Genomic DNA, 1,947 nt, shown 5'->3' on the forward strand with positions numbered 1-1,947 from the left:
GAAGTGGGTGTTAAGTTGAGTCAAGAACTACAACAAACCCTACAAACAGCTGAACAGAGTTTGGCGAAAATTGTGAATGCGGACGGGACGACATCAGATTTTGAACCAGAGGGTTAACATGAAATTATCAGAGTTTTCAGCAACTGTTGTCCCACAAATTGAGGATAAGTTAGCTGCTGAGTTAGCACACAGTACATCTAACCAAACGATGCGTGACGCCATGACCTATGCCGTCATGGCAGGCGGCAAGCGACTACGCCCATTGCTAACATTAGCTGTGGCGCAGTCTTATGGATTGGGTATCAACGGTTTGCTTCGGGCAGCGAGTGCTTTGGAGTTAATTCATACTTACAGTCTTATTCATGATGACTTACCGGCGATGGATAATGACGACATGCGACGTGGCAAGCCAACGACGCATAAGGCATTTGGTGAAGATGTGGCGATTTTGGCAGGGGATGCCTTGCAACCATTGGCCTATCAATGGTTGGCGAGTGACCCATTGTTGACAACACCGCAAAAGGCTGAATTGACGCTACAACTGGCCTTGGCTTCAGGTGCTGATGGGATGGTTGCCGGGCAAGTCATGGATATGGCCGCAACTAACGCAGCAACTATCTCATTAGATCAAGTTAAAGCAATTCACTACCGTAAAACTGGCGCACTGATTGCGTACGCGGCAATTGCTGGGGGAATCATGGCCCATGCGTCTGATGAAGTCAAAGAAACCTTGTGGAACTTCGGTATGGCCTATGGTTTGGCCTTTCAAATCAAAGATGACTTGGATGATCTAGGGCAGGATGATGTTGCCGATAAGCAAGCATACCCAACTATTTTGGGCGTTGACGGTGCGAAGGATGCCTTGCGGGAACAGGTTCGAATTGCGACAAATGCCATTGTAAAGTTTGGCGAACTAACGGGAAACGAAACAACTTTGTTGTTGTCGTTTCTGGATTATTTTGAAGAGGTTGTGGAGAAGTAGATGGCAATTGAAAAAGAGCGCGTTGATGTTTTAGCAGTACAACAAGGGTTGTTTACGTCACGTGAACAAGCGAAGCGAGCAATTATGGCTGGCGAAATCTTGGGCGAAAATGAGCAACGCATGGATAAAGCGGGCGAGAAAATCCCGGTCACAACGGAGCTTCATTTGAAAGGGGCGCCGATGCCATATGTGTCACGTGGTGGATTTAAATTAGAAAAAGCCCTCGAAGTTTTTGATATTTCAGTGCAGGACAAGGTTGTTTTGGACATCGGTTCATCAACGGGTGGTTTTACAGATGTTTCGCTACAAAATGGGGCGAAGTTGGTCTACGCTTTAGACGTGGGCACAAATCAACTGGTTTGGAAGTTACGTTCGGATGAACGCGTTGTGGTGATGGAAAACACGAACTTCCGCTATTCAGAACCAACTGACTTTACGCACGGTCAGCCGGCAGTCGCGACGATTGACGTGTCATTTATTTCACTAAACTTGATTTTGCCACCGCTGGCGAAGATTTTGACGCCAGGCGGTTCGGTTGCGACGTTGATTAAGCCACAATTTGAAGCTGGTCGGGAAGCAATTGGTAAGCATGGTATCGTTAAGGACGCCACAACGCACTTGGCGGTTCTTGATAAAGTCGCTGGTTATGCGCAAGCGGCAGGTTTTAGTATTGTGGCACTTGATTACTCACCAATTAAGGGTGGGTCAGGTAACATCGAGTTCTTAGCACACTTGGTATTGGACGGTGGCGAGAGCACGATGACTGAATCAGAGCGTGAGGCGGTTGTAACACGTGCACATGCGCAATTGAACGCGCGTCGTGAGGAAAATGCGGATGAGACGAAGTAAGCAAGAACGTCAGCAAGCAATTAAGTCATTGATTAGTAATGAACAGATTCAACGGCAAGAAGATTTGGTTCAAAAATTAAACGAGGCTGGTTGGGAAGTCACGCAAGCCACCATCT

General features: G+C 47.3%; 2 protein-coding genes and 1 pseudogene. All 3 read left to right on the forward strand.

From position 1 onward, the window contains the following. Nucleotides 1–118: 118 nt before the first annotated feature. Nucleotides 119–982, forward strand: a complete 864-nt coding sequence (locus WEIDD23_RS04400; protein WP_010373095.1) for a polyprenyl synthetase family protein — start codon at nt 119–121, stop codon at nt 980–982. Continuing rightward, nucleotides 983–1,831 carry a TlyA family RNA methyltransferase gene (locus WEIDD23_RS04405; protein WP_010373097.1) on the forward strand — a complete coding sequence of 283 codons (849 nt, stop codon included), beginning with the start codon at nt 983–985 and terminating at the stop codon, nt 1,829–1,831. Next, nucleotides 1,818–1,947: pseudogene (locus tag WEIDD23_RS04410) on the forward strand (arginine catabolic regulator); the annotation flags it as partial. The gene WEIDD23_RS04405 and the pseudogene WEIDD23_RS04410, both read left to right, overlap by 14 nt.

This window comes from Weissella sp. DD23, from assembly GCF_001579105.1.
GTDB classification, from domain to species: domain Bacteria; phylum Bacillota; class Bacilli; order Lactobacillales; family Lactobacillaceae; genus Weissella; species Weissella cibaria.